The organism is Paenibacillus sp. IHBB 10380, from assembly GCF_000949425.1.
Lineage (GTDB): Bacteria > Bacillota > Bacilli > Paenibacillales > Paenibacillaceae > Paenibacillus_AQ.
On the sequence record NZ_CP010976.1, the window covers coordinates 212,432 to 237,782 of the forward strand.

The 25,351-nt window shown below is 41.9% G+C and carries 20 protein-coding genes, 1 tRNA gene and 1 other annotated feature; of the genes, 14 read left to right on the forward strand and 7 right to left on the reverse strand.

The annotated features are described in order from the left end of the window. Positions 1-45: 45 nt before the first annotated feature. Positions 46-864 (reverse strand): class I SAM-dependent methyltransferase, encoded by an 819-nt coding sequence (locus UB51_RS00870; RefSeq protein WP_044875662.1) that lies wholly within the window; start codon positions 862-864, stop codon positions 46-48. A gap of 267 nt (positions 865-1,131) precedes the next feature. On the opposite strand from UB51_RS00870, the gene UB51_RS00875 reads away from it, so the two are divergent. From UB51_RS00875 to UB51_RS00895, 5 genes are all read left to right on the forward strand, one after another. Then, entirely contained in the window at positions 1,132-2,016 is an 885-nt protein-coding gene (locus tag UB51_RS00875; RefSeq protein ID WP_044875663.1) for an ABC transporter ATP-binding protein, read from the forward strand. Position 2,017: 1 nt separating this feature from the next. Continuing rightward, positions 2,018-2,719 (forward strand): hypothetical protein, encoded by a 702-nt coding sequence (locus tag UB51_RS00880; protein WP_044875664.1) that lies wholly within the window; start codon positions 2,018-2,020, stop codon positions 2,717-2,719. A gap of 144 nt (positions 2,720-2,863) precedes the next feature. Then, a complete protein-coding gene (locus UB51_RS00885; RefSeq protein ID WP_044875665.1) occupies positions 2,864-3,904 on the forward strand; it encodes an ABC transporter substrate-binding protein in 1,041 nt (346 codons plus the stop codon). Positions 3,905-3,942: 38 nt separating this feature from the next. After that, positions 3,943-6,006: a Fe(3+)-hydroxamate ABC transporter permease FhuB gene (gene fhuB / locus UB51_RS00890; RefSeq protein WP_144406928.1), complete on the forward strand. Its 2,064-nt coding sequence runs from the start codon at positions 3,943-3,945 to the stop codon at positions 6,004-6,006. Between the two features lie 181 nt (positions 6,007-6,187). Next, a complete protein-coding gene (locus tag UB51_RS00895) occupies positions 6,188-6,661 on the forward strand; it encodes a DinB family protein (RefSeq protein WP_044875666.1) in 474 nt (157 codons plus the stop codon). A gap of 204 nt (positions 6,662-6,865) precedes the next feature. Here UB51_RS00895 and UB51_RS00900 read toward each other — a convergent pair whose 3' ends face one another. The 5 genes from UB51_RS00900 to UB51_RS00920 form a co-directional block, all read right to left on the reverse strand. After that, positions 6,866-9,844 carry a hybrid sensor histidine kinase/response regulator gene (locus UB51_RS00900; protein WP_324607771.1) on the reverse strand — a complete coding sequence of 993 codons (2,979 nt, stop codon included), beginning with the start codon at positions 9,842-9,844 and terminating at the stop codon, positions 6,866-6,868. Positions 9,845-10,144: 300 nt separating this feature from the next. After that, entirely contained in the window at positions 10,145-10,651 is a 507-nt protein-coding gene (gene nrdG / locus UB51_RS00905; RefSeq protein WP_044875668.1) for an anaerobic ribonucleoside-triphosphate reductase activating protein, read from the reverse strand. 3 nt (positions 10,652-10,654) lie between these two features. Continuing rightward, positions 10,655-12,844, reverse strand: a complete 2,190-nt coding sequence (gene nrdD, locus UB51_RS00910) for an anaerobic ribonucleoside-triphosphate reductase (RefSeq protein ID WP_234405518.1) — start codon at positions 12,842-12,844, stop codon at positions 10,655-10,657. A gap of 383 nt (positions 12,845-13,227) precedes the next feature. After that, a complete protein-coding gene (locus UB51_RS00915; RefSeq protein ID WP_044875669.1) occupies positions 13,228-13,710 on the reverse strand; it encodes a hypothetical protein in 483 nt (160 codons plus the stop codon). A 119-nt stretch (positions 13,711-13,829) separates the two neighbouring features. Further along, positions 13,830-14,594 (reverse strand): MerR family transcriptional regulator, encoded by a 765-nt coding sequence (locus UB51_RS00920; protein WP_044875670.1) that lies wholly within the window; start codon positions 14,592-14,594, stop codon positions 13,830-13,832. Positions 14,595-14,801: 207 nt separating this feature from the next. Between UB51_RS00920 and UB51_RS00925 the strand changes: the two genes are divergently transcribed. The 3 genes from UB51_RS00925 (at position 14,802) to UB51_RS00935 (ending at position 17,543) form a co-directional block, all read left to right on the forward strand. Next, a complete protein-coding gene (locus tag UB51_RS00925; protein ID WP_044875671.1) occupies positions 14,802-15,758 on the forward strand; it encodes a 3'-5' exoribonuclease YhaM family protein in 957 nt (318 codons plus the stop codon). Positions 15,759-15,892: 134 nt separating this feature from the next. Continuing rightward, positions 15,893-16,127, forward strand: a binding site (T-box leader). A gap of 40 nt (positions 16,128-16,167) precedes the next feature. After that, positions 16,168-17,250, forward strand: coding sequence for a bifunctional 3-deoxy-7-phosphoheptulonate synthase/chorismate mutase (locus UB51_RS00930; protein WP_044875672.1), 1,083 nt, complete (start codon positions 16,168-16,170; stop codon positions 17,248-17,250). An 86-nt stretch (positions 17,251-17,336) separates the two neighbouring features. Further along, positions 17,337-17,543, forward strand: a complete 207-nt coding sequence (locus UB51_RS00935) for an FMN-binding protein (protein WP_234405519.1) — start codon at positions 17,337-17,339, stop codon at positions 17,541-17,543. A 136-nt stretch (positions 17,544-17,679) separates the two neighbouring features. Here UB51_RS00935 and UB51_RS00940 read toward each other — a convergent pair. Next, a tRNA-Met gene (locus UB51_RS00940) sits at positions 17,680-17,756 on the reverse strand. 210 nt (positions 17,757-17,966) lie between these two features. On the opposite strand from UB51_RS00940, the gene UB51_RS00945 reads away from it, so the two are divergent. The 6 genes from UB51_RS00945 to UB51_RS00970 all read left to right on the forward strand — a co-directional run bounded on the left by UB51_RS00945 (position 17,967) and on the right by UB51_RS00970 (position 25,251). Then, positions 17,967-18,719 carry an ABC transporter ATP-binding protein gene (locus UB51_RS00945; RefSeq protein ID WP_082062965.1) on the forward strand — a complete coding sequence of 251 codons (753 nt, stop codon included), beginning with the start codon at positions 17,967-17,969 and terminating at the stop codon, positions 18,717-18,719. Beyond that, on the forward strand, positions 18,716-19,477 hold the full coding sequence (locus tag UB51_RS00950) for an ABC transporter permease (protein WP_044875674.1): 762 nt from the start codon (positions 18,716-18,718) through the stop codon (positions 19,475-19,477). Before UB51_RS00945 ends, UB51_RS00950 begins: the two co-directional genes overlap by 4 nt. Positions 19,478-19,559: 82 nt before the next feature. After that, complete coding sequence (locus UB51_RS00955; protein ID WP_044875675.1) at positions 19,560-20,423, forward strand: AraC family transcriptional regulator; 864 nt, start codon at positions 19,560-19,562, stop codon at positions 20,421-20,423. A gap of 484 nt (positions 20,424-20,907) precedes the next feature. Beyond that, on the forward strand, positions 20,908-21,660 hold the full coding sequence (locus UB51_RS00960; RefSeq protein ID WP_082062966.1) for a C40 family peptidase: 753 nt from the start codon (positions 20,908-20,910) through the stop codon (positions 21,658-21,660). A gap of 698 nt (positions 21,661-22,358) precedes the next feature. Beyond that, positions 22,359-23,471 carry a slipin family protein gene (locus tag UB51_RS00965; RefSeq protein ID WP_044875676.1) on the forward strand — a complete coding sequence of 371 codons (1,113 nt, stop codon included), beginning with the start codon at positions 22,359-22,361 and terminating at the stop codon, positions 23,469-23,471. A 361-nt stretch (positions 23,472-23,832) separates the two neighbouring features. After that, complete coding sequence (locus UB51_RS00970) at positions 23,833-25,251, forward strand: RtcB family protein (protein ID WP_044875677.1); 1,419 nt, start codon at positions 23,833-23,835, stop codon at positions 25,249-25,251. Positions 25,252-25,351: the final 100 nt, after the last annotated feature.

The window sequence follows — 25,351 nt, forward strand, 5'->3', positions numbered from 1 at the left end:
TTTTGTGAAGGAATCGAGGACAGCATAGGAGATTGAATAAATGGATTATACGATTCCGAGTCGCATCCGGTAGCTGAATAAAATATCACGGGATTCCCCAGCAAATACCTGTGATACATATTCACGAAACCGCTGTACTTCGGTATGGAGCTCTTCCGCGCCCCATTTGAGGGCTGTTTGCAGCCCACCTTGGCTAAAAGCAATGTTCACGTATCGGTCTGCATCGCAGAGTTCCCAATGGTGAAAGACGATTTCTCTGGCGAAGCGGAACAATCCAGACTCCTGAATGTGCTGTAAATGCTCATCCTTGTTCCATTTATGCGAATGCTGTTCCTGCGGAGCCAATTGTGCTACGCGGGCATCGGCTTGGGCAATAAGTTTCTTATACCGTTCTTCAACTGTCCAGTCGAAGATGGGAGGCCAGTCGCAGTCATAAGCGGCGAAAATACCTCCAGGACGAAGAATACGGGCGAATTCGCGCAATGTGCTGTACGGCTCCATCCAGTGGAAGGATTGGGAACAGGTCACGATGTCTACACTCTCGGATGGTAGTCCTAATTCATGAGATAATCTTTGCTCGAATTTAAGATTTGGCGGCTTCCCGATGGCTTCCCACTTGGATAATGCAACCTCACGCATATCATCACTGGGCTCAAAACCTATAATGTGTTCTGCATTATTCAGCCATATAAATAAGGATAGACCTGTGCCACAACCGACATCCACAACCGTTTGGGGATTGCTACGCAAATAGGTTGTGAGGATATCAACAACCTCCTGAGGTGCGCTTGGACGATTCTGATCATACAGTGCACCAAAACCGGCAAAACGTTCAACATTGTTTTTTCGTACCTCTTCAATCATTGGGTACCACTCTCCTAAATTAATTTCTGTGTCTCTATAACTTCATAATTTCGATAATGAGGTGTTCTAATCCTGTACAGTAGGATGGATTGACATAAAGTTACTGACAATATAATCTAAAATTATGGCTACCCGTAATCATTACTTGCCGAAACAGAGTTCTATGCTGATCGTAGCGTAGCGGTCAGTTATCAACACTATACATTTTTCAAGTACTGATTTTGGTGTTGAGCCGAAATTATCTCGTTCAATATGGAGGAGCATAGCATGGAGGACTTGATTAAGTTAGAACATATCTCGAAAGATTACGATCAAAGGCCGGTCCTGCGAGATGTAACTTTTTCCATAGGCAAAAAGGAAACAATAGCGCTGATCGGTGCAAACGGATCTGGGAAAAGCACCCTATTACGCATCATTTGTGGTCTAATTAGACCTTCAAGCGGTAAGGTTCACAGTAACTTTTCCAAAGAGACGAGAATCAGTTATGTACCGGAGCGATTCCCTAAATTAAGGCTAACCCCTCAGGAATATTTGTTGTCTATGGGCAAAATCCAAGGATTGAATAAGGATTTTTTAAACCGTCGAATAGAGGAATTGATTGAACAGTTCGGGTTAACGGAAGCTAGGGGCAACCGAATGAATTTTTTTTCAAAAGGGATGCTTCAGAAAGTTAACATTATGCAGTCGCTTCTGGCTCGACCCGACCTGCTAGTATTGGATGAACCTCTGTCTGGTTTAGATGCTACATCGCAACAAGATTTACGACGCTTATTACAAGAGTTGAAACGACAGAATATCTCGATGGTTCTGACGTGCCATGAGTCTGTTCTATTGGACGAGTTGGCAGATCGTGTCATCTCCTTACAGCAGGGAAGAGTTGTATTAAGTACGATGCAGGTTCAGAAATCTTATACCATGATTCATTTCAAGCGCCTCTCACATACTTCTATCTCTGATCTGGAGCAATTAAGGGGAGTGGTGAAATTGGAGAAGGTTGAAGGAGACTACCATTTATATGTTGAAAGTGAAGCTTCAGATCAGGTCTTACTAACGATACTAAATAGCAGTGGTTCGGTATTATCGGTTACTCCAACAGAACACAAAGAATGGATAGCCAGTGATTCACTATCTATGGATAGGAGGGAGAAGTAGATTGTATATGAACTTATTGTTTTATTTGCTCCGCAATTACAACCGATCTTATAGATTCATCCCACCGTTATTCACGTATTTAATTTTTGTCGGGCTGTTCTACACCTATAAACCTAACCCGGTGATGGGAAGTTTCGCGGTTACTGCTGTGTTATCTTTCATTGTCACGGCGTGGATTTGCTACAGCTTTATGCAGTCTGAAAGTCCGATCCAAGAAGAAATAACGCTATTACACTTGAAAAGTCCAGCGAAATATTACATAGGTTTAATTTCGTCGATACTTCTAATGAGTCTCTTGCTGCTAATTGTTGCAATGGCGTATCCGATTATTGGCGATAGATTTGACAGGCCCATTGGAAGTGAGGACATCATTGTCGGATTTCTTTCCCATTTGGGATTATCGTTTCTTGGAGCGGCGATAGCGGTCTTTTTTAATAACAAATTTGTCAGTCGGTCCAGTGTCGCCATAGGAGGTATTTTATTCGTTATTATTCTGTCTTTTTGCCAAGGGAGCATCACGAGCCAATGGGGTCCTTCTTTGGAATGGATCACTTGGATTCTCCCACCTACATTTCATTCGATGAATCTGTTAATGAACTATGAAACGTATTCTGGTGGAGAAATGATCTGGTTGCTAGCTGTACCCTTTATATATTCGCTTATCCTATTTACGATCTTTGTCCAATGGATGAAACGGAAATAATCGCAAAAAAAGAATTGACACTATGAAAAGAAGATATTATGATAAGCACCGAGTGATAATGATAATTGTTATCGATAACGGTATGAGAGCTGTTATAAATCACCTATTGGAAACAGATAGATATAATAGAGGGGGAAGGTTTCATTGCGTACTGTTAAATCTTCAGCATTCATATTGTTATTATTATTGGTCTTAGTGGTTTCTGCTTGTGGAAATCAAGGAACAAACACGAAAGGTAACGCTTCGACTACAGAGACAACCACCAAGGATGGTGATAACTCTTCAAATGGAGAGAAAGCCAGTGGTTCTACAGAGACGCGAACCATAACACATGCATTGGGTGATTCAATAGTTACAGGTGTCCCGAAGCGTGTTGTCGTATTGGAATGGTCCTATGCAGAGGATGTTCTTGCACTTGGTGTTCAACCTGTTGGTATTGCGGATATCGAGGGTATGAATCAATGGGTTAATATTCCCGTTAAGATTGCTCCTGATGTGACAGATGTGGGTGATCGTGGGGCGCCGAATATGGAGATTATTGCTTCACTTAAGCCAGACTTGATTATTGGGCTCAAGACAAGTGTTGAGAGCACATATAAAGAACTAAGTAACATTGCACCGACGCTTACTTTCGAACCTTATCCTGCTGAAGGACAAGATGATCAGTATGTAGAGATGGAAAGAACCTTTAACACGATAGCCGATGTACTGGGCAAAAAGACGGAGGCTGAGACAGTTCTTAAGGATCTAGATAAAACTTATGAAGATGCTAAGGCTAAAATTGTTGCTGCTGGAAAAGATAAAGTTCCATTTGCTCTCGTTATGGCTTATAGCAATCAGAATGCAGTGACATTCCGGATATCTACAGATAATTCTATGGCTGTTAAAATTCTGGAGCATATCGGCCTGACGAATGCTCACAAATCTAATAAATTTGAAATATACGGATTTACAACAGCAGATGTTGAAGCATTACCGGCTCTACAAGATGCGAATCTCTTACACATGATTCAGGATAATGACAATGTTATTGAGAATCAGTTGAAGGATAATCCTGTGTGGAAGGGTCTAAATTTTGTGAAAGAAAATAGAGTTTATGCTCTTGGAGGTGACATGTGGCCATACGGCGGTCCACTGTCTGCACAAATTATGGCACAGAAAACGGCTGAGCTACTGACACAATGAGTTCGCTCAAGAGGAAGCCTGCCTTAGGTTCAGCCCCAATGAATATCCATCCAGCCCAGCACGCTAATTCAGGTGCGGGCTGGAAGCCGTTATGGATGTTGATAGGCGGTATTGTGGCTTTATTAATCATTATGTTCGTCAGTCTTACTCAAGGGTTAGCGAACATATCCCTAAATACGGTTGTGCAATCCATCTTCTCACCACAGGATATCGCAGACCACCATCTGATACGTAGTGTTCGGATGCCTCGTACAGTGATGGGACTTCTATCCGGAGCGGCATTAGCCGTATCTGGTGCCTTGATGCAGACGGTTACACGTAATCCGTTAGCTTCAGAGACCACACTCGGGGTAAATGCAGGGGCTTATCTTGCCGTTGTGGCAGGTATGATTTTCTGGCCGGCTATGCACCATCAATATGCGCTCCCACTAGCCGTCATCGGTGGAGCCATGGCTGCTATGGCTGTCTATGCCTTGGCTGGATGGGGGAAGAGCACGCCTATTCGTATCGCACTTTCTGGAATGATTGTCTCACTAGTCATTTCATCGGTGACGAGTGCTTTGATATTGCTAAATCAACAGACCACGCAAGGCATTTTTCTGTGGGGATCAGGATCGCTTATTCAGAACGATTGGGATGGTGTACTCTTCTCTTGGCCTTGGATTGTTGCTGGATTGACTGTGATGTTCTTAGCATCTCGAAATCTGGATATCCTTACACTTAGCGAGGATGCAGCACGTTCTTTAGGACAAAAGGTTGTCTTTACAAGGTTCTATACGATGGGTGCGGCTATTCTGATAGCCTGTGTGAGTGTGAGTATCGTTGGACCGATAGGTTTTATTGGTTTAATAGCACCACACTTAGTGCGTTTATCTGGTGTGACTAAGCATAGATGGCTGATTCCGATTACAGCTATATGGGGAGCTGTTATTCTTGTAGGCGCAGACACGGTGGCCCGAATTTTCGTGGATGCTTATGGGGAACTACCCGTTGGAGCAGTAACTGCTGCTATTGGCGCTCCTTGGCTCATTTGGCTTGCCATGCGGGTATCACGTAATATAGGCAGCGGAGAAAACTCGGGTACATCTATGAATATCGGTCATAATCTGAGATTCGGATCATACAGATTATGGGTGATGGTATTGAGTATTCTCTTAATTGTAGTTTGGATGTTCAGTCTCACTAGTGGGAGTTTACCCATTCCTTTATCACAAGTACTAGCTGTATTAACAGGTCATGGTGAGGATATGTATCGGCAAATTTTAATAGATTTCCGTTTGCCACGTTTATTAACAGCGGGTCTGTCCGGAATGGCACTAGCAGTAAGCGGAAGCTTGTTACAGAATGCAGTACGGAACCCGCTGGGTGACCCGCAGATTATAGGTGTTACGAGTGGTGCTGGAGCGGGAGCATTGTTGATCATCGTTGCGCTCCCTCAATTATCTATTGTCTGGCTACCTGTAGGTGCAGTACTTGGAGGTATGGTAGCTGCGACCATTGTATATGCAGTATCTTGGAGAAGAGGACTGAATCCTACGATTCTGACCCTCGTAGGCATCGCCGTAGCAGCTGTAGGTTCTGCCGTAATCAATCTTATGGTTGTCCATGCCCAATTAGCTGTTGCACCTGCTCTAGCTTGGATGGCAGGAAGTACCTATGGACGAGGTTGGACAGAAGTGTCTATCATTTTACCTACCATTCTAATTCTATTGCCACTAGCCTGGTTGTTGGGACGTAAGGTAGATCTTCTATCTTTCGGAGATCAGAGTTCAGGTGGACTTGGCCTAAATGTTCGCAATACAAGGTTACATGTAGCCATCATTGCTGTATTGCTGGCTTCAATCGCTGCTGCGAATGTGGGAGCAGTTGGTTTTATAGGATTGTTGGCACCTCATGCAGCAAGAATGCTAGTTGGATCGAATCATCGTAAGGCTATGGTTATTTCTGCACTACTTGGTGGCGTACTACTTGCAGGAGCGGATTGGATAGGTAGGATTGTCTTGACTCCCAAAGAGCTGCCTGCGGGTATTGTTACTGCGCTGATTGGTGCGCCCTACTTGTTGTTTCTTATGTGGAGCTCCACTCGGATGAAATCTAAATAAGTTATAGAATATAAGAAGTTCCGGAAGAGACAGATCCGGAACTTCTTTGGCACGAGTTCATCCTCTGAGGGATAACGAGAAAAAGAGGAATAGGGAATGTGCAGGGAAAGAGTACAATGGAGTAGAAGTAGTAAGTCATACCATGACTTAACTGAAGGTATATAAAGAGGAGGAGAATGGAATGAGTGAAGCATTTTTGTTCGGTCTAATTGAAAAAGTGAGAGAAAGAACAATGGAGCAAGTAGAAAATGTCCCAGATTCTCAAAGAGATCTTGTACCTACGGGGTTTAACAACAGTCTTCGTTGGCAGCTTGGACATATTATTACGACTGCTGATAGAATCATACTTGGTTTTGCGGGGATGGAATCTAAGATTCCAGACTCATATGTCAAGTTATTTGGGTATGGAACTAAACCAGCAGATTGGCAGGACGAACCACCCCATTGGGATACTCTTATTCTTCAGCTGCGGGAGCAATTTCATGCTCTACAAGAAACGCTTCATGACAAACTAGGTGAACCCGTAGCCGTAAAGGATAACTTTGCAAAGGCAGAAACGATTGGTGAACTAGTACAGTTAAATATGTCTCATGAGAATTTACATTTGGGTATGATCACAGCTATGGTGAAAGTGTTAAACCTGAATATCCAGTAATGCGATGAAGGTATCCTTGCTTTTTAAATTCATGTCAGCACTATAAAGAAGAAGCGCGAATGAATAGAGCGGTATAGGTAAAAGAGATTGATAAAATGACTTATCCAAGCCGTTTTATCAACCTCTTTTTGTTTGTTTTTAAGCTGCTTATTACACTCCAATGAAATAAGATGTGGCCGACAGCAAAACGATACAGGTCCAAATTCACGATACAACTTCATTTTCCTGATTGGGAATGACGAATGACACGGTAGTCCCCTCCCCAGGCTTGCTCTGGATAACTAATCCTTTACCATACAACTGTTCCAGCCTTCGATTTGTGTTGATAAGTCCAATTCCTCTATTTTCCTTGCTCGAATGATCTAAAAGCATATTTACTTTTTCTTCATTCATTCCCTTGCCGTTGTCCTTTACCTCGAAGAAGGTCCCTCCGTTTTGGCGATGAATTCGGATTTGAAGCGTTCCACCCTTGGATTGGCTTAGCAGGCCGTGCCGGACCGCATTCTCAACCAGCGGCTGAATAGTGAGTGGTGGCAGGCGCAGATCTATGTCTGGCTCAATCTCCCATACAATATCCAGTCTGTCTTTAAACCGTTCTTTCTCAATAAAGAGGTAGGCTTCAATGAGCTCTAACTCGTTGGAAAGCGGGACAAGCCGTTCTAGATTGATGAAATTAAAGCTGATCCGTAAATAAGACGAAAAAGCGTCACCCAGTTCACGCATTCTCTCCGTATCAATATAGCTCAAGGCCATAAGCGAGTTCAGGGTGTTGAACAAGAAATGGGGTTGAATTTGTGCCTGAAGATAGGCGGCTTCCATGCTCAGTCTTTCATTGAAAGATTGCTTTAACGTCGTCAACGACCAGACACGGTATTTCAGTTCCAGAGCGTCAACCGGTTTGGTCACATAATCGTTGGCACCAGACAGAAAACCACTATAGATGTCTTCAGGTTGACTGCGGGCTGTGAGTAAAAGAATCGGAAGCTCCGAAATCGTGAATCGTTCCCGGATCATTCGGGTTAATTCATAACCGGACATATGGGGCATCATCACATCGGAGATGACTAGATCCCATTGCCCAGTATTGAGCAAGTTCAGGGCCTCCTTGCCAGATAAAGCCGAAACAATATGATAGGGCTCGGCTGACAAAATGCTTCTCAGTACCTCTAGATTTACTGGATCATCATCGACTGCCAATATGTTCATGGTTTCCTCCGTTGGAGGCGGCGTTAACTTCGTATCCTGAATATCGGCCCAATTAATGACCATAGTGGCGACATTGTTGGCGCTAACCTCATTAGAAATCTCGTCATTCTGAGGATGAACCGAGATAGCTTCGTGGAAATCTCGGGCTTGGGCATAAAGTGGAAGCGTAAAGGTGAACACAGAGCCAGCCCCCGGTTCCGATTGTAGCGTCAGTTGCCCTCCATGCAACTCCACAAGCTCCTTGCAAATACTTAACCCAAGTCCAATGCCTCCGGCGTTGTTGATACCGCTCGCACCTTGCTCATACCGCTGCAGCACACGGGCTTGGATTTCCCTTTCTATTCCTGAACCTGTATCCGTCACATGAATGACAGCCTCTTTGCCTTTGGATTCAGCAGTAATAGAGATCATGCCCTCATGGGTGTATTTAATGGCATTGTGAAGCAGGTTGATTAAAATTTGCACCAGTCTCTTCTCATCCGCAAAAACTGGAGGAAACGACTTGGGGATGTCCATACGTAACTCTAGTGGTTTTCCTGCCGTCATGAAATCAAGCATGTCGATAACACCGGAAGCAGCAGACTGGAGATGTAGTTGTTCCTTGTGCAAGGTGATTTTTTTGTCTTGGAGTCTTGTAATATCAAGCAAATCGTTTAGAAGATGAGACATGCGGCGACTGACCGTAATGAGTAAGTTCATATCCTTGAAGCTCTTCTCGTTCAGGAAGGCTTTCTCATTAATCATGACCTTTTGGGCGATATTGATAATACCATGTAGTGGCGTCCTCAGCTCATGCGAGGTATTGGCCAAAAACTCATCTTTCAGTTTGTCTGTCCGTTTGAGCTGCTCAGTAAGCTTGGTATTCTCTTCAGCATTGTTGAAATACTGTTTAAACCAATAGGAAGAGAACGTGACGATGGCTGCGATCATATCAAACGGATAAAAGGTGACTGTGACGAGCCCTATATTTTGAAGAATCCCCCAGGCTACGCTGCAGGCGATGCTGGTAACTGCCAGAAGCAGGAATAGGGCATTACGATGCTTTTGGATAAACACTTTAACGATTAAATAAATCACCTGTATTAGAGGTAGTACATACATCAAGACGAAAATAGGGAGTGAATAATATATGTTCTGTACAGGGGACAGAAGAATGAATGCAGAGTACAGGCCGAGCGCGACAGACAACAGTTGGAACAGCCTTCCCCCCTTACCATTCCTAGAAAAGCCTTGAGTCAGTATGAGCATGAGAAAAGTGGCAAGCATATAAGAAAGCAACTTGATTTTTAATGCCCAAGTGTAATTGATCGGCAGCCAGATCAACAGCAGAGAGTCATTATCGATCGCAATCGCGATGCTGACGAATAGCAGCATTAGTGCAAAAATAACCAATTCCTTGCGCCGCTGGTTAAACAAGTACAAGATGACAGCATATAAGGTATGCAGCAGCATAATGACAAAGGTAAACAGCTGAAATCCGATGGAATACCATCGTTCGGTGTCGATAGTTGCCTGGGACCCGAATTTAATCGACTGGACAATGCCTCCAGACTTAGGATTGTCAAAGTTGGATGCTTGAATGAGCAGCTCAATTACCGATTGGTCGCCAGCGATATAGGAGGCGGTGTAGGAGATAACTTTGGGCTTGTAGCCCTCTGACTGTTCGGCAAGCACCCCAAACCCTCCTAATTTCTCTCCATTGATGATGATTATGGAAGTGGCCTGAATATTCTGAATCCAGAAGCCATAGGGTTGTTCGAGGGGCTTGTCGATCAGTATACGGAGCCTATAGGTTCCGTAGCCATAAGAAGAATTTTTTTCGGTTGATAAAGCACTGCGCCAATCGCCAGGAACCTGAACATAGCGCTGTGAAACAGAAGACTGCGATTTGGCATGGGTAAGAAACTGCTCAGGGTAAAATTGCCATTCGCCATCCAATGTAACGGAACGAGAGTTCTCGAAATCCCATCCCCGCATGTCCAGCACACCTTGAACCACCTGAGGGTGTTCAGGCGAAGAATGCGTGGCATTCCAGGACAACCTCAGGCTGAGAAGGAGGGCAACGAAGAAAAGGAAGACTATAATATTTTTTCGATTAGATGAAGTTGTTTTTGTTTTCATAGCTCAAGTAAATTCGACATACTTCGGCATTTTCCTTTTTCTCGGATCGTTTTTCAATGAATGAACCCGTAAAAAACCTTGTTTTTACAAGGTCTTTTACGGGTCCAATGCTTCCTTTTCTTGTGATACCACTAAAAAGGTGTAACTTATAATATATTAGTCCAACGCTAACCAAACAGCCTGCATTTGACTCAAACTTTGTTTCACATCGATTACGCGTTGATTCTCAGAACCTCGCCATTGTAGCTTCAGATTCCTTTGTTCTAATATGAATTTACCATCAATGAGGACGTCGCAATATGTGAGTAATTCTAACTGGGATTCATCTGCGATAATCTCCTCGAATGTGTATCCTGACCAGATCCAGATATTCTTATCGATACATTCGTTCTTGACTCTTTTGACTAGGCCCAGTAATCCTTCTACATTTTGAAAGGGTTCTCCACCGAGAATGGAGAGTCCTGATATGAATACATAATTAATATTTAAGTCACGAATGACCTGATCCTCAAACTCTTGTGTATAGGGCGTCCCATAATCGAAATTCCAGGTAGCTGCATTGAAGCAACCTTTACAGTGATGCTCACAGCCTGATGTGAAGATCGCATGACGCAATCCTGTTCCATTGATGACATCGAATTTCTTATAATCTGCTATATTCATGTATCACATATGCTTTACGCGAGAGAGGACTTCTTTTTGTTTGCCCGCATTAAATGGTCTTTGACTGGGCTCAGATAAATATCCACAACAGCGTCTAATAACGGATGACGTTTTGGGATTGCGATTACCGCAGTTGGGGCACTCGAATCCGGTGTTGGTAGCTTCAAATTCACCTTCAAATCCACATACTAGGCACTTATCAGTTGGAGTATTCGTCCCAAAGTAAGGTACATTCTCATAAGCGTAATCCCATACCGCTTCTAGTGCTTCAGGATTCTTAACCAGAGAGTCAAATTCACAGTAGGTAATAAATCCACCGCTGGCATAATAGGGATACTCTTTCTCGAACGCGATTTTCTCAAAGGGTGTCACTTTCTTATTGACATCTAGATGGAAAGAATTCGTGTAGTATCCTTTGTCCGTTACTCCATCGATAACGCCGAATTGCTCCTCATCTAATTTACAGAAGCGATAGCATAGAGATTCTGCTGGGGTCGAATACAGACTGAATCCGTATCCTGTTTCATTCTTCCATTGTTCAGTCTTTGCACTCATATATTTCACAATGTCTAGGCCCTTCTGACGAAGGATGTGATCGTCGAACATATGTCTACCATATAACGCAAGAATGGTTTCATGAATGCCTATGTAACCAAGAGAGATACTAGCTCTACCGTTTACTAATAGATGGTCAATGCTATCTTCCGGTTGAAGTCGACTCCCAGCGGCACCTTCCATATACAGAATAGGGGCTACCTTAGCTTTGACACCTTTCAAGCGTTGAATACGGTACATTAGGCCTTCCTTGCACGTATCTAATAATTTATCTAGCAGTAGGTAAAATTGTTGCTCTGATCCTTCAGCCTGTATGGCGATACGAGGCAGGTTGGCGGTTACGACACCCATATTGAATCTACCATCGTGAAGTTCTTGTCCATTCTCTTCATATACACCAAGAAAGGATCTGCATCCCATAGGGAATTTGAATGACCCTGTAATCTCTTTCACTTTGGGTACAGAGATGATATCCGGATACATACGTAGTGTGCTACATTTTAGCGCTAGTTTTTTAATATCATAGTTAGGGTCGGTTGGCTTTACATTCACGCCTGCTTCCATCCCGAAGATCAGTTTAGGAAATACTGGAGTTTTACCGTCCTTACCCAAACCTCTAATTCTATTCTTCAGAATAGCAATTTGAATCTGGCGTTCTTCCCATGATAGACCTCGACCAAATCCGAAGGTGCTGAAGGGGGTCTGGCCGTTGGCACTTACGAGTGTATTGATTTCATATTCCAAGGATTGAAAGGCATCAAAAGTCTCTTTTTCAGTGAGTTTCTTGGCATACTCAAAGCATCTTGGATATTCACTGTTCAGCGTACTATTGGTATAAGAAATATCTAATCCATCGATTACACTAGCATCGACCATATAGAGCCATTCTAGGCCATTCTTGTAATGCTTCTTGAAAGATTGCGCAACATAGGGAGCTAATATGACATCGATCTCGTTTATCGTATTCCCACCATAAATATGGCTGGCGACTTGGGCAATAATCTGTGCAGTAATGGCCGTTGCTGTTGTAATGGATTTGGGTGTCTCAATCTGAGCATTACCAAGCTTGAAGCCATTTTCTAGCATCCCCTTAAGATCAATCAACATACAATTATAAATAGGAAAATAGGGGCTATAATCTTGATCGTGAAAATGAAGATCGCCATTGTTATGCGCTTCGACAACTCTTTTGGGAATCATGTAGGTCTGAGCAAAGTCTTTAGCCATAATTCCTGCGAGCAAATCTCTTTGTGTCGGAATCGTTGCTCCATCTTTATTCGAATTCTCTTTCAACACTTCTTCATTGGTCAGGTCAAGAAGACCTTGTACTTTTTTGTCGAGACTGCCTCGTTCACGCCTTTTCAGCGTTCTTATCTCACGGTATCCAATATACTCCTCGGCAGCATCTTTTCTTGAGCTATTCATAAGGGAGGACTGGACTTCATCTTGAATATGTTCAATATCAATCTTTTCATATTTAGAAATTTTAGCTGTTACTTTATCTGCAACACGTTGTGCGACATCAATATCTATTTGTTTGTCCGTTCTATCCATAGCCTTACATATAGCATCGATAATTTTCTGTTGATTAAAGGGGACTTCAGATCCATCCCGTTTGATAACTAACGTAATAATCACCCTTTCTCCAGTTCTTATTTCGTGAGTAGTATATCATATCAAATAGACTTTGTTATTTATGTCACATAGTTTTCATTGTTTTTTAGAGATTAAAATTCAAGAAGAATACGCTTGACATAAATCAACATGTAGTGGTTACTATCCACAGCTAGACATAAGATATAGTATATACTTAAATAATGACCAGAATTTCTGGCTTGATATGATGGGTAAGGTTATTTCTGTAATGATAAAAGATGTGCTAATGAACTGGCTGTATTAGTGAATGACGGAGTGAAAATAGGAACTAAATCGAAGTAGGGTGGCAATACAAATAAGCTGTCAAGGAAACCTTGACAGCTTATCTAATGTTTTTGAACAACGAAGGGTATGGACATGGGGATTCAATGGTTAGAAGGGGGCATCTCCGATGATTGCCGTATGAGACGATCTTGTGCCGCAACGGTATGGGGTACAGGTCGATTGGACTGAACAGGGTCAGGACTATCAAAGTCTATACCATACTCATCTTCAAGCTGACGCTTTAGATTATAATCTTCTTTTTGAGAGAGTAAATCACGAGCTTCTAGACGTAATAGAAATTCCTTTCTAACGATGATTGAGTGAAGCAAACAAACCATCCAGCTAATAAGGAACAGCGACATTCCCGAGTTCGTCTGCCAGCTAGGATGGGGAAATGAGGCAGCCATACTGATGCCCACAAAGCATGAAAGGGTATAAATAACCGCCCAAACCGCCCAACGTTTACTTTTTACTCTTATAGCAATATAGACGAAGGCTGACCAGTTCATGAAAAAAACAAAATTTAATAAAATCCACCAGGATTGTACGATGTTCCACGCTAATTTTTTGTTTTTCGGCTCCACGCTATGTATTTCCTCCCCGATAAATATTCTATGGTATAGTTTATTACTGCTGATTATTCATCCACAGTTTACCATATACATTGTAAAATTCGTAGGAGGAAATTTGCTATGCACAAGAGTTATATGTTCGACCCCGTGTAAATCAGAATAGCATCTCGGAGGAACTCCGCTTGTCCTTGCTGCTTCTTATCATAGTATGAAGTGAACCTCTCATCATCTACATACATCTGCGCAACGCTTGCGTGAGCCTCTTTGCTGTAAGTGCTCCAGTAGTAACTCAACCATTGTCGATGTAAGTCTGCTACTTGTTGAGCTAACTCGCTTGAAGGATCGCCTGTGGCAAAAGCTTGAGCAAGGACTTCATGAATAGAGATATCCAACTGCTCAATCTCAGCAAATTGGGACTTTGTCATTGCTTTTATTTTTTGATTGGATGCATTGATTAGTTCATCCGAATACTTCGTTCTAATCTCCTGCCCGTATTTCGCTTCATTCTCATCAATCATCGTTTGTTTGAAGCCTTCGAATTTCTCTTCATTGGTCATCGTAATACGCCCTTTCGTTAAGGCCAATGTTTTATCCACATTAGCGATTAATTGGTCTAACTGTTCTCTTTTCTCAAGAAGTTTCTCACGATGTTCTCTTAGTGCATACTCCCCGTCAAAAGTTGGAGAAGTTATGATCTCCTTAATCTTATCTAAGTTAACGCCAAGTTCTCTGTAGAATAAGATTTGCTGTAATCGATCAATCTCAGATTGACCATAAATACGATACCCTGAAGAATTCGTTCTTGCGGGTCTAAGAATATCAATCTGATCATAATAACGTAAGGTTCTTGTACTTACTCCTGCCATATGAGCTAACTTCTGTATGGTATATTCCATGTTTAATCCTCCTAACAAGATAAGCGTATATCTTTACGTAGCGTTAATGTCAATAGATAAGATATGGAGAAGATCTTTGATGCATAAGATAATAGGTATTAGCTCATTCATAGAGTGATTTCACTTCTTTTTCTATTTTAGCTCAGGTGAAGGCCCTTGGAACGATGGTATTATTGTATAATGTACTTATCAATGGGAGGGAATGACATGACACTAATTACACAATTAACTCATCAAGATGAGTTTGTTGGATTTTATTTATTGAAGGAACTCGAAGTTAAACAAACAAATGGAACACCACCTAAAGATTATTTTGACCTCACTCTGTGCGATTCTAGTGGACAGCTATCCGCGAAGTTCTGGGATGTGTCGATAACAGATAAAGAAACATTTTTTCCAATGGATCTAGTGAAAGTGCAGGGAATCGCTCATCTATATCGTGAGAGACTTCAAATCAAAGTAACGAAGATGCGCAAAGCAATTCCAGACGATGGGGTATCCGTGACGGATTTCATTCGTTCAGCTCCGATGACACCTATTGATCTTGTTCATACTATCAAGCGGGCTCATGAAAGCATTGTTGATGAAGAGATTAAAGCGATCGTATCTTACTGTATTACGAAAGTAGAAGATAAATTGATACATTCTCCAGCAGCAAAGATGCATCACCATGCGTATTTTGCAGGACTTGCTTATCACATGGTTAGGATGCTCGAGATCGGGGAGTTTCTATGTAAACAGCGACCATTCCTGAATGCAGATTTCATTAAAGCTGGTATTATTCTGCATGATATTGCTAAGCCTGAGGAGATGGTATCACAGTTAGGTATTGTCTCGGAATATAGTGTGCAGGGTAAGTTGATCGGACATATTTCGATGGCCTCTAACTGGATTACCGAAGCGGCTATTCGATTGAATATAGATCTTAATAGCAATAAGGTTCTTGGGTTACAGCATTTAGTATTGTCTCATCACAATTTAGGTGAATGGGGGAGTCCTGTTCAACCTCAGACGCCTGAAGCTGTAGCATTACATCATATTGATACCATGGATGCGAAGCTTCAAATGGTAGAGGATGCGCTAGATACGACACCTGAAACGGATGAATGGACAACATATATTAGAGGACTCGAGAATAAGGCCATTTATCGGTTGAAAATATAACAACCTGAAGGGTTCGAATGATCCAGGAGAATGATGAGAATGGTTCAGTTACTATCTGGAGCTAACGCTTTAACGTAAATACTTGCATCATCCAAGACTTTATGCTTATAATAAGCTCAATTCAATTGAATGCAATATCTACCATGATGGAGACAAGTAATCTGATGCACCCTAACAGGGACGGTACGCCACCGATTGAGAGCGCACCGCGGGAGTTGCACTGATGAAATTCACTCCGGAGTTGATTTCCTGAACCGCACCCGGGTGCAGTAAGGAAGTCCGGCACACGCCGTTAATTGTGTTAAGTGAGAAAACCAAAACATTTGGCTGTCTAACAAGGGTGGTACCGCGGATATATCCGTCCCTTGCGAGACAGCTTTTTATTATTTTATATGGAGGATGATGAGGGATGAATAAAGATTTAGATCAATTAAGAGTTGAGCTTAATGAAGTGAATAGCAAACTATTAGGGTTGTTGAATGAACGCGCGCGTCTCAGTTATGAGATTGGTGTCATCAAGGAGAAGCAAGGTGTACCTAAATTTGATCCCATTCGTGAGAAAGAAATGTTAGAGCAAATTATAGCTAGCAATCAGGGTCCTTTCGAGGATAGTACGATTAAGCACTTGTTCAAAGAAATATTCAAAGCCTCGCTAGGTATACAAGAAGAAGATCATAAGCGCCAGTTGCTTGTTAGTCGTACACAACATGCGAAGGACACCGTTATTCCTCTAAAAGAACAGACTTGGGTCGGTGGTGGTTCACCTGTGATGGTGGCTGGCCCATGTTCCGTTGAATCGATGGAGCAATTACGTACTGTGGCTGCTGCTCTTAAGAAGGCAGGGGTTCAGGTCATGCGAGGTGGAGCGTTTAAACCCCGCACCTCTCCGTATGATTTCCAAGGACTTGGAATCGAAGGCTTGAGAATGCTCAAGGAAGTAGGCGATGAATTTGGACTTTCCATCATCAGTGAAATTGTGCATCCTGCACATATGGAGATTGCAGCTGAAACGATTGATGTCATCCAAATTGGCGCACGTAATATGCAGAACTATGAGCTATTGAAAGCGGCGGGCGAAGCGAAAATTCCTGTGCTGCTCAAACGAGGTATTGCGGCAACACTTGAGGAATTCATTCATGCCGCTGAATATATTCTATACCACGGTAACTCTCAAGTGATGTTAATTGAACGCGGAATTCGTACGTATGAGAAATGGACACGTAACACGCTGGATATTTCAGCAGTACCACTATTGAAGCAAGAGACTCATTTGCCAGTACTAGTCGATGTGACTCATTCTACAGGACGTAAAGATATTCTACTTCCTTGCGCAAAAGCGGCTCTAGCTGCTGGAGCTGATGGGATTATGGTCGAGGTGCATCCAGATCCGCAAACGGCTCTATCTGATGCTAACCAACAGCTGGATATTCCGCAATTCAATGATCTATGGAGTGGGCTTCAGGCATCTGGATTATTTATTCCTACGAAATAAGTCTATTTAGTAAATATATCCTGAGTTAAGTAAATAAAAAAAGGTTATTCGAACAATATGGGCTAGTCTCTAAAGGTCACATGGAAGTGAAGGGGGAAAAGATCGAAAAGATAGCGATTGTAGAGCATGGAGAAACACAAAATATGATAGATGCCGCCATCGATACGACTATTCCGGAGATTATTGAGAAGCAATCTACTGCAGAAGTTGATGCGGTATCAGGAGCATCGAAATCCAGTGAGGCTGTTATCCAAGCTGTAGAAAGTGCGCTACAGAATGCGAAGAAGAACTAAGTAACTTTTTATTAAAGGGGAGTGTCTGAAGACCTGTAGAAGGCTTCGGACACTCCTTTTCTTTAGTTATGGAACACAAAAAAATACTCAGCGTCTCCGCCGAGTATTATATATTATCGTACTTTAAATTTTAAATTGGTTGCGGGGGCAGGATTTGAACCTGCGGCCTTCGGGTTATGAGCCCGACGAGCTACCGGGCTGCTCCACCCCGCGTCATTAAAAGCAATGTTATTCTCAACCAGAAACTAAGTATATACTACAATGTACTGATAATGCAAGTGTTTTGTTGAAAAATGAATAAATATGTTGAAATTTCAGAAAAAAACATCTATAAATTTTGAATAGTGTCATGTCAGTAAAGCAAGGGAATGTTATAATTTGTGGACAATGATTACTAGCTTTTGATTAGACGGGGGAGAGGCATTGAGCGCTACATTTGAAATACACAATATCACGAAGAATGATTGGAATGAAGAGGCCCCGACTTTCAAATACTTATTTTCTAATATCTCAGCAGAAATATTGCAACCCGATCGAATTGCGATCATAGGTACCTCTGGACAGGGGAAGAGTACGTTATTACGAATGCTGGCCTTGCTGGAGGCTTCAGATCAAGGGGATATCCTCTTAAATAAAACTTCGTTTACGCAAATGGACTCTCGTATTTGGAGAATGCAAGTATGTTATGTGGCCCAACAAGCCGTTATGCTTCCCGCAACTATAGAAGATAATTTAAAGACAGTGAGTAGGTTACATGGTATTCCATATGACCAAGACCTCGCAACTCGACTATTAAACGAGATGGGTCTCGATTATTTGGATATGAGTAAGAATGCTACTGATTTATCAGGTGGTGAAAAACAACGTATCTCATTAATTCGATCATTGCTGCTTCGACCCAGCGTCCTTTTATTGGATGAAATTACGGCTTCTCTCGATAATAATATGACCCGGAAAGTAGAAGATGTACTACTTCAGTGGCATTTAGAAGAAGGGACAACCTTGTTATGGGTTACGCACGATCTTGAGCAAGCCAGCAGAATAAGTAGAAGAACATGGTTCATGGGAGAGGGCACTTTGCTGGAAGATAGTTTGAGTGCTTCTTTTTACGTTGAACCAGCAACAGAATTAGCGCGGAAATTCATTCAGGTTCCTGAAGGTAAGGTGTTGGTATGACACTAACGGCTTTGAGTTTTACGCTTCTGTTCATCATGCTAACGATGTTTATTTCAGTTTGGAAGAAGCTTGATCTTGAGAAGGATATCGCCATTGGAACCATTAGATCTGCGGTACAATTACTTCTGGTGGGTTACGTATTGCAGTTTATTTTTCAATCCGATCAGATGATTTATTCGATATTAATTATTATTTTTATGATCTGTATTGCATCATGGAATGCAGGCAAACGGGGGAGAGGAATTCCCGGTATTGTATGGCGAATTGCGCTAGCCATAACGACCATGGAACTTTTAATGATGGGGATTTTGCTAGGTCTGCATGTGATTCAAGCGACGCCACAATATATTATTTCAATCAGTGGGATGACCATCGGAAGCGCCATGATTGTGTCAGGATTGTTCATTAATCATATCAAACAGGAGTTCCGAGCATCCAAAGGAGAAATCGAGACCTTATTATCTCTTGGTGCGACAGCACAACAGGCTATTCATGATGTTAGGAAGCGAGCTGTGAAATTCAGTATGATTCCAACCATCGATGGGATGAAGACCGTGGGTCTTGTACAATTACCTGGTATGATGACAGGCATGATCATAGCAGGGGCAGACCCCGTTGAAGCTGTGCGTTATCAGATTCTTATTGTGTTCTCTTTCACGGGTTCAGCTGCAATGACTAGCATGCTTCTGAGTGCGTTAATCTATCGGCGCTTATTCACACCGGATTTGCGTGTTATGCAAATCAACAACGAAAGGTAAACCGGAAAGGTCCAAACAAAGCACACAATGACAGGATTTAAATCAATCTAGCTATTATTATTCAATTAAGGGAGTGAGCAATATGGGCTGGGTTGAATCTTTACAGAGGGCAATCGACTATATGGAGGAGCATTTACTGGATCATATTACGATTGAAAGTATCGCCGAACAAGCGAATGCATCGGTATTTCATTTCCAAAGAACATTTGCGATATTAACCGATATTTCTGTTGGTGAATACCTTCGACGGAGACGTTTAACTATTGTTGCACAGGAGTTATCCGATACCAATATCAAAATAATTGACCTTGCCTACAAATATGGCTACGACACTCCCGAGGCTTTTTCCAAAGCATTTCGTAAGCAACATGGCGTAACACCTAGTGAAGCACGAAACAATATGGGGAAGCTGAAATCTTATAACCGCTTGGTTATCCAGGTGAGTCTGAAAGGGGCAGAACCCATGAAGTACAGAATTGTTGAAAGAGAAAGTTTCGAAGTAGTAGGGGTTAAGCGGGAATTTTCATTAGTTAACGATGAGAATCTTAAAGATATTCCTGAATTTTGGAATGATGTTAATCTTGATGGTACAAGCGATTTATTATTTAAGTTGAACAAGGGGGATATAAAAGGCGTACTTGGTGTATGTATCGATAATCGGGATACGCAATCTAAGCAAACCATGGATTATTGGGTAGCTACAGAATACGAAGGTGAATTACCGGAAGGATTATTGAAGCTTGAAGTACCAGCATCCAAATGGGGGGTATTTGAAGTTCACGGACCTATGCCGGGTGCCATGCAAAAGGCATGGAAACAGATATTCTCAGAATGGTTTCCTTCAAATCATTATGAGCATGCGTCTACCCTTGAATTAGAGGTGTATTCAGACGAAGATCCTTTCAGCCCCAATTTATATTCTGAGATCTGGATACCCTTGAAATAAAATTCATTCATTTTCTAATAGAAACAATAAAATAAGAGGATAGTATCTTTTATTCTATAGCTCAAATAAGAAAAGCCGATTCCTTAACGTATAGGAATCGGCTTTTCTTGAGTACACAAGAAATAATATACCTAATATATGGAATGAAATGTCCATTTAATAGTAGAATTAGTACATAGTAATTATTGGTAAGTAAAAACAAGAGAATATTTTAATGGGTCTAAAGAACTATCATGTTTGAGATAACATTTTTATTTGTAATTAATCGTTAGGGTGGCTAAATATACAGTGGTTACAATATTTTAATTAAATAGTTACAAAAAATTAATAATATAATTTTGTATTTATTTTCCTGAAAATGAGAGAAATAGACGATTTACGTTCCTGAAAGGCATAAATAAATTAAGACCTAAGACTGATTATCCTATAGTATAGTGCGATTTACAATGGGACAAGCACAAGCATCTTAGGAGGTAATAACAACATGAAGATTAGAAACAAAGTGATCACTGCTTCACTTACAGCGATAATGTTGTGCGGAAGTCTATCTGCTACGACCCTAGTAAATCAAGTGAATGCTGCTACATCTACATCACAAGTAACTTGGGGGGTAAATTTACGTTCAGCGCCGTCCACTTCATCAACTGTACTGAGAGAAATTCCTAAAGGGGAAAAAGTATCCGTACTTGGTACATCTGGAGCCTCTTGGTTGAAGGTTCGAGATTCTAGAGGGAAAGTCGGCTATATCTCCTCCTCATCTAAATATACGAAGGCCATTGGTAATGTCAATAATAACAGTAGTTCCGTTGAGAAAATGATAGCAGCGGGCAAGAAGTATTTAGGAACCCCCTATGAGTACGGTTCAAGTCGTTCGAGTACATCGACGTTTGACTGCTCAGCCTTTGTCCGTCAGGCCTTCATTGATGGTCTAGGGATTAAGCTTCCCGCTGATTCAAGGGGCCAAGGTTCTTATGTGAAGAATAAAGGGAAGACAGTTAGCGATTGGAAGAAGCTGAAACGTGGTGATCTTATGTATTTCATGTCTTATAAAGGATCGAGCGCTTCCGCTTATTCTAATGTGAATAAATCTACAGCTACCATTACGCATACGGGTATTTATTTGGGAGATGGACAAATTCTTCATACGTATTCTAAGGAATCGGGTGGCGTTACGACCAGTAAGATTGCGGGTACGCACTGGGAGAAACGTTTTCTGTATGGGGGAAGCGCACTATAAATAAATGGGTTAGTGATAACCATGAGTTAACTATTTTATATATATCATGATAAAGCTGGTTCCGATCTCTCTAAAGAGAAGGACCAGCTTTATTTGTGTTTTTTATGGGGGAGTAGCGTTAAATTGTAGAATTTATTTCTGTCGTAATACTTACGCCATGTTCGTCTGCGTCTAAATAAGCGATGATACATACAGATCTTATGAAGATCTCAAGTTAATGAAGTGATGGCATACCTTGGCTGGGATTTCATCGGTCCCGCAGTGCTCGCATATTCTATATGCCTGTATGCTGTAATGCTCATGCTGTCATTAACTCCTTATTAGGGTTCGATTCCCTACTCGCCTTCCACGCGAATTTTCTGGTAGAACAAAAAAAGCGAAATAGTGTAGACCTTTTACAGGAATTCTCAGGCAAGCATTCGTGCGGAGCACTGTAGGTTAGGACTATGCAATCGGTGGATACCGACGAGAGACAATGAGGTAGTGTGTACGATGAACGACATGGAGCGTCCCCGGGCTGAAGTGGAGTTCGGGTTCGACTATTGGTTTCTAAGTACAACAACTCATGATCTTGATTCTTAAACCTGATTCCGTTCTGACGTATAGGAGAATTCCTGATTAGAGGGTCACAATTTTACTACTTATGAATGTTAGCAACTTTTACATATTTATTTATATTATTTATTGGGGGTATAGCCATGTTTACTAAAGTGATTGTAAAGAACGATGAACGAGGTCTACTTTTTAAAAAGGGTAGCTACGTGAAACATCTACAACCAGGAACATACCGTAACTTGTCATTCTCTGATGAGACCATTATCGTGCAAAATGTGACGAAGCCGTTTGCTGTACCGAATAAAGAGTTACACCTATTTGTGCAAGACACGCAGCTTATTGAAGAGCTAACCATTGTAGATGTGCAGGATTATGAGTATGTGCTGCATTATGAAGATGGTAAATTTGTCTCGATGCTAACCGCAGGAATGTACGCTTTCTGGAACGTAATGAAGAAACATACTTTTGTGAGGGTAGATATAAGGAATCCTGAAATGGGAGCAGAAGTGGATCTTGCGGTGGTTCCGAGGTTGCATGGCTATTATCAGACATTCGAAGTGGCGAGCTATGAGTCAGCGCTATTGTTCTATAATCATGTATTGCAGCGAGAGTTACGCCCAGGAAAGTATTACTTCTGGAAAGGACCTGTATCTGTACTTGTGAAAACAACGGATTTACGTCAGCAGCAATTGGACATGACAGGCCAGGAGATTATGACAGAAGATAAGGTAACACTGCGGCTGAACTTTGTGTGTCAGTATAAGGTTGTGAATCCGATTAAGGCTTTGGAGATTAAGTCATTTGAGGAGCAGGTCTACATTGTCCTTCAGCTTATTTTACGTGAATATGTGGGGACATTGAAGCTGGATGATCTGTTAAAAATGAAACAGGAAATTGCAAATTTTGTTCTCTCTCGCTTGAACGAGCAAAGTGATCATTACGGAGTTCAGTTTCTATCTGCAGGGCTGAAGGACATCGTATTACCTGGGGATATCAAGGATATTCTGAACACGGTATTACTGGCAGAGAAGAAAGCACAAGCCAACATTATTACACGTCGTGAGGAGACAGCTTCTACCCGTAGCTTGCTAAATACAGCGAAGCTTATGGATGAGAATGTGACGCTCTATCGTCTTAAGGAGCTGGAATTCTTGGAGAAAATTTGTGAGAAGATCGGCACGATTTCACTCACGGGTGGCGGAAACTTACTAGAACAGCTAAATTCGTTGTTAAGTGTAAAGGGAGTGGACAAATAATCATGAACGGTTGACAAATGTTGGAATGCCTATTAAAATGATTGAAATAACTGAAAGGAGGCCGATGAATATGTTGCAATTCAAGCTAACGATCCATACTCACAATTACAAAGGAAAGTCCATATCATCGGTCTCAAACGGGATTGCTTGATCAATAATTAAGTTTATGTACCGTTTTTCTAAAGTTTACTTAGATTATTGAAGGTGTATTAAAGAAGCCATGGACGCTGTATGCTGTCCATGGCTTTTTTTGTATTCACACATATAACCAAGATAAGGATCTTGTTAGAGAGGGACAGTGATTACGATGTAAGATTTACGGATTTATACAAGATTTTTAAATGAGAGGAATTAAACCGATATGAAAGAAACTTATTATCAGCAGATCCAGTTGCCTTCAGGGCAAGTGCATGTCTATGCAGGACCCTCGCTGTTTGCAGCCTTAGATTATAAAGTGTTCGAAATGGCGAACAACAATTTACAAATACCGAATCAGGTCTACATGGGGTATACGCCAGATGTGCACGTGGGTGTGGGTACCTGTATTGGAACTACGGCGGTATGGAATACTCACGACGGTTATGTCTCACCTTCCATTGTGGGGAGTGACATTGGCTGTGGAATGAGGGTTCATTTAACGAATCTGCATAAGGATGAATTGAAGGATGTTAAATTGCGCCGCAAGTTGGTAAAGACGATTGAGAAATATTTGCCTGTCGAGGAGCATGCTCGGGGACATTTCTCTGACATCCGATTAGAACATATTGTACAAAAGGGACTACATGGCCTTCCTAAGAAGTATATCCCAGATGGGTATACGCCGCGTAAAGCATCTTCCTTGACGCATGTGGAGAGTAGTAAATTTAATTTCGACGAGGAAGCGTTGAATTTATTTCCTGAACGGGTCTGGCATCGCTCACATCGGCAACTGGGAACCCTTGGTGGGGGGAATCATTTTGCAGAAATTCAGGCTATTGAGATCCCAGAAGAGAACCGTGAGATAGCAGAGGCTTGGGGATTATTCGATGGGCAAGTCGTTGTGATGATTCATTCAGGTTCCCGTGCTTGGGGCGGTTCAGTGAGTCAATATTGTAGCAGCAACATGGCCAAAATGATGAAAGCAGAAGGAATGGGGACGGCAGATCCTAAGCTACTATTCGCTCCGTTATCCCACCCTTTGGCTCAATCGTATGTAGATTTGATGTATTCAGCACTGAATTACGCCGTTGTGAACCGTCATCTCATTGCCTATGCGATTAGAGAAGCGGGGAAGGATGTCTTTGGATCGAAATTTGAGATGAGAACGTTATATGATCTGATGCACAATTATGCTTGGGAGGAGGAGCATGATGGGAAGTCTTATTTTGTTCATCGTAAAGGAGCAACCCGAGCGCTCCCTCCTAACCATCCAGATAATCCAGAACCCTACCGGGTAAGTGGTCATCCAGCACTTATTCCTGGATCTATGGGAACAGCTTCGTACATTATGGTCGGCAGTGAAGGTGGGAAGTCTAATTTTCATTCCATCTGTCATGGGGCGGGGCGCATTCGGTCACGTAGTGCTACCAAGAGACTCATTACAGTTGACGAATTCTCTTCTTCGATGCGTGTAGGGATGGAGGATGAGATTGTTGTGAACCAGCGATCGTTAGAATCTATGATTGATGAATCCCCACAGGCGTATAAAGATGTGGATCAGATTATTGAGAGTGTTGTGGGAGCAGGATTAGCTCAAGTCGTGGCAAAATGTAAGCCTCTGGCTACAGTTAAAGGAACTTAGTTGTTTAGGGGTTATTTGTAAAATTATAAATTGGAAATAAGTTTAAACTTGATATTACATGATCATCTGCCTGCTGATTATTGTAATTTTCAAGTTTAAT